Origin of the sequence: uncultured Campylobacter sp. (genome assembly GCF_938040115.1) — a bacterium.
In the GTDB taxonomy this organism is placed as follows: Bacteria; Campylobacterota; Campylobacteria; order Campylobacterales; family Campylobacteraceae; genus Campylobacter_A.
The window spans coordinates 1-3,795 of record NZ_CALHXD010000021.1 but is presented as its reverse complement, the minus strand read 5'-3'; the positions used below and the strand labels follow the sequence as shown (position 1 = coordinate 3,795).

At 45.0% G+C, this 3,795-nt stretch carries 6 protein-coding genes and 1 other RNA gene; 3 read left to right on the top strand and 4 right to left on the bottom strand.

Translation table 11 applies throughout. The annotated features are described in order from the left end of the window. Positions 1–220: 220 nt before the first annotated feature. On the bottom strand, positions 221–745 hold the full coding sequence (gene tpx / locus Q0314_RS00985; protein ID WP_298055509.1) for a thiol peroxidase: 525 nt from the start codon (positions 743–745) through the stop codon (positions 221–223). Between the two features lie 148 nt (positions 746–893). Here tpx and nrdD point away from each other — a divergent pair, with 148 nt between their 5' ends. Further along, a complete protein-coding gene (gene nrdD, locus Q0314_RS00980) occupies positions 894–1,055 on the top strand; it encodes an anaerobic ribonucleoside-triphosphate reductase (protein ID WP_004321737.1) in 162 nt (53 codons plus the stop codon). A gap of 17 nt (positions 1,056–1,072) precedes the next feature. Further along, on the top strand, positions 1,073–1,759 hold the full coding sequence (locus Q0314_RS00975; protein WP_298055504.1) for an anaerobic ribonucleoside-triphosphate reductase activating protein: 687 nt from the start codon (positions 1,073–1,075) through the stop codon (positions 1,757–1,759). Between the two features lie 61 nt (positions 1,760–1,820). Here the strand turns inward: Q0314_RS00975 and Q0314_RS00970 are convergent, their stop codons facing one another. Both Q0314_RS00970 and Q0314_RS00965 read right to left on the bottom strand, forming a co-directional pair. Beyond that, positions 1,821–2,450, bottom strand: a complete 630-nt coding sequence (locus Q0314_RS00970; RefSeq protein ID WP_298055501.1) for a DUF5625 family protein — start codon at positions 2,448–2,450, stop codon at positions 1,821–1,823. Positions 2,451–2,525: 75 nt separating this feature from the next. Continuing rightward, on the bottom strand, positions 2,526–2,960 hold the full coding sequence (locus Q0314_RS00965) for a hypothetical protein (RefSeq protein WP_298055498.1): 435 nt from the start codon (positions 2,958–2,960) through the stop codon (positions 2,526–2,528). A 53-nt stretch (positions 2,961–3,013) separates the two neighbouring features. On the opposite strand from Q0314_RS00965, the gene ffs reads away from it, so the two are divergent. Beyond that, positions 3,014–3,111: signal recognition particle sRNA small type (gene ffs / locus Q0314_RS00960), an RNA gene on the top strand. A 4-nt stretch (positions 3,112–3,115) separates the two neighbouring features. On the opposite strand, the gene Q0314_RS00955 is transcribed toward ffs, so the two are convergent. Beyond that, positions 3,116–3,795: HD domain-containing protein (locus Q0314_RS00955; protein ID WP_298055495.1), on the bottom strand; the 680-nt coding region annotated here is incomplete at its 5' end.

Below are 3,795 nucleotides of genomic sequence, written 5' to 3'. Positions count from 1 at the left end.
TTTTGGAAAATTTAACCACGGCTCTCTTTTACTTCATTTAAATTTATATAACTTTTTCGCCGCTAAATTACAAGCGCTATCAAAACATAATTTTAGTATGTAAATTTGGAATTTGAGACAAAACATATCGTTATATTAAAAGATGAGAAGCAAATTTAAGTGTAAAGATTTGATAATTTTTGCAGAAAAGACCGCTCTCGCGGCCTTTAAATTTATCGGCTTACATGCACCCGCAGCCGCAGCCTCCGCTTGATTTTATCGCGTCAAATACCGCGTCGTAGTTTGGCTCGTCCGTGATCTCTGAGACGATTTGTTTGTGGATGACGACGCCGTTTTTGATGACGAAAACAGCTCTAGCTAAAAGCCCCGCAAGCGGTCCTTCGCCGATGATTACGCCGTATTTTTCGCCGAACTCTCTAGCTCTAAAGTCGCTACCGACTTTTAAATTTTTAATCCCCTCCGTAGAGCAAAATCTTCCCATCGCAAACGGCAGATCCATAGAAATCACGCTTAGTTTGATCGCCGCTTTGGCGGCCATTTTTTCGTTAAATTTACGCGTCTCAGTCGCGCAAACGCCCGTATCTAGCGACGGAACTGCGACTAATATCTCGATGCCGTTGTTGCCGCCGACCTTAAACTCGCCTAGATCCTGCCCGACGAGTGTGACTTCGGGCGCATACGAACCTACGAATACCTCTTCGCCTTTTAGCGCGACGTCCGCGCCGTGAAATTTGACTTTTGCCATGTTTTTCCTTTGTTTTAAATTTAATCGTAACGAGAATATTACCATACTTTTAACAATGGCTGAAAAACAAAAGCATGCAGCGGAATTTAAGACGGTAGTTATCTACAAAGTGCTATACTATTTGACATCAATTATCAAGGAGTGACAAATGAGCGACAAAGAAATCCTAGCTTCGCTTGAAGCAAAGCGCACGAAATGCGTCGTTTACACCCGCGTGATGGGCTATCACCGCCCTGTAGAGAGCTTTAACCTCGGTAAAAAAGGCGAGCACAAAGAGCGCGTCAAATTTTGCGAGCCTAAATCACGCTAAAATCCTGCGAGTAAAACGTGAAAGACGCTGATTTTCCGCTTTACTCGCTCACCCCCTTTACGACCCTCGACTACCCAGATAAAACAGCCTGTATAGCGTGGTTTGCGGGCTGCAACATGCGCTGCGCCTACTGCTACAACGTCCCTATCGTCACGGGCGCCGGACAGATCAGCTGCGCCGAGTTTATCAAATTTTTAGACAAGCGCAAAGGCAAGCTTAGCGGCGTGGTTTTTAGCGGCGGCGAATGCACGCTTAGCCCAGCGTTTTTACCGCTAGCTCGCGAAGTAAAGTCGCGCGGTTTTTCGCTCAAAGTCGATACCAACGGCTCAAATTTGACCATTATTCAGCAGGCTATCTCGCTAAATTTGATCGACTATATCGCGCTTGATTTTAAAGCAACGAAGGAGAAATTTCTCAAGGTTACCGGCTCGAATTTGTATAAAAATTTCTTACAAACGCTTGAGTTTTTGTTGCAAACCGGCTTTAAATTTGAGGTTAGAACGACGGTGCACGCGGACTTGCTAGACGAGGCCGATATCTCTGTTATGAGCGAGATTTTGTACGAGCACGGATATAGAGGCGTTTACTATCTACAAAATTTCCTCGACACGGGCGAAAATTTTGGAAATTTGACGCAGGCGAAGGCTAAATTTGATCCAAATTCGATCCGTTCAAATTTAGAAATAGGGCTTAGGAATTTTTAGTAAATTTAGTCAAATTTGATGCTTAGAACGGCAAATTTGGCGCGCAAAATCTCGCAAATCATCACTTCCAGTTGTGATATCTGCTAATTTTAATAAACGTCACGATCTTTTTTAGCTCGGGCGCGTCGCTTAGAGCCTGTACTTTTACGCTATATTCGCCTTTTTCGAGCTCTGCTCGGAGCAAAACTTTATCGTGCGCAAAGCCTCCGTTTGGCGCGCTGTACCATGAAGTCGCGCCGTATTTTGACAGATCAAACGTTTCGGTTACAGCGCTCGAATTTTGCTTTAGCTCGTTCATTTCGCCGCCTTTTGCGTAGCTTATTTTTCGATTTTGTATGGATTTTAGCGCTACTTTTAGCAAGATTTTTTTGCCCGTACAGGCCGCTTTTTCCTCTTCACTCGTACCAATGGGCTCAGGGACGCCTTGCGTCGTATAACCGTAGTAGCCGGCTAGCTTAGCGGCTGTAAACTTCTCGCAAAACCACTTCGTAAACTCGTCGCTGCCGTATCCCGGGAAGACCTCCTCGCTGAGCTTTTCTTCCTCTTTTTGCTTTTGCGGATCTCGCGCGTAGATGAAACTTACCTCGTAGATACCGGCCTTTTTGACGCTGAAATTTATATCGGTCGCGCTGCCGGCCTCAGGCATATCGACCTCTTTATAAATGCCGTCATCAAGCGTATCGCCTCCCAAAAATCAAATCCATAACAAAAAACGCCGCAAAAAAGCAGCAAAAATAGGTAAAATTTAACCTTCAAATTTGACGTTTTATCTGTTTGGCGCGTAGGTTTTTACCTCGTATAGCAAGAAATCATACACGCGTTGCTGCACGAGGCCTTCGTATTCGTCGGCGTCGATGAGCCTGCGTAGGTGCTCGAAGTCGATCTTTAGCGCATAGTTTTTGTTCGCTCTGATGGCCTGATCGATCGCTAAGAGCAAGCTATCAAGCGTCATCGGGTCTTTGCGTTTGATACGGGAGACATACTCTCTGGTGGTTTCGATAAGTACGCGTTTGCGGTTCTCGTCGCCGCCGTAAATTTCGCTCGAGATATCGTATAAATTTGCAAAATCGTCCTCTTCGGGATTAAGTTTGGCCGAGATGATAGCCGCAAAGACCTTCGCACGAAACTCCAGCGAGCGATGGTGATAGACCAAAAACTCCCTAAACAACGACAAAAATTTACTTTTTATATCAAATCCCATGTTGCCGCCTAAAATATATTTAAGTAAAATTTGAGTAAAATCGCTCTTGCCCTTTCTTAGACCTGTGCAATGTCTCTTCTAGGCACCGCTTCAGGGTGGGAACACAGCAGAGCACTTAGGCTAGGCGTGTGCCGCAGTCATCTGAGAGAGGGTTTTTAAACCTGTAAAAGCGAAAAATGCTCCTTAAAATCATTGCAGATTTTTGAAAAATTCACTCCGTCCAAGCTCTGATTTTTCTGAAAAAATTTATCCATATTATTAAAGCCTTCGGTTAGTTCGTTTGACTTCACGCCGTAGCTGACCGAGATCCCCGCCTCGAAAAACGCTGCGAGCTTGTCGCAAAATTTAAGCGCTTTGCCGTCGATGGCGTTAAATTTATCCTCGTTTACGTTCTCCATCGTGCCCTCGTGGTGCAGAGGCTTTTTCTCGCAGATTCTATTTTCAAACTCGTTTTTGATAAATTTGCCCTCTTCCATACGGATACCGAGGATATAACTAAACTCGTCTCTAAAATTTTCAGGTACGAAAGGCAAAATTTTCTCGTCTATCAGGCGCATTTCGTATTCGCTGATTATCTCGTTTAGTCCTTCGATACCGTATTTTACGGGGCTAATGATATCGCGCGTTAGCGACTCTGGCAGATCGTGAAAGAGCGCACAAAAGAAGTTATTTTCTAGCCTCGTTTTGCAGGCCTTAACCTCAAGCGAGTAAAAATAACTCAGAATCGCCACGACCAACATGTGGCCTAAAACCGCTGTTTCAGGGATGCGAGGCGTCTGCGCCCAGCGCTTTTGAAAGCGCAGTCTGCCGGCTAGATCGACTAGCTTGGCTAGCT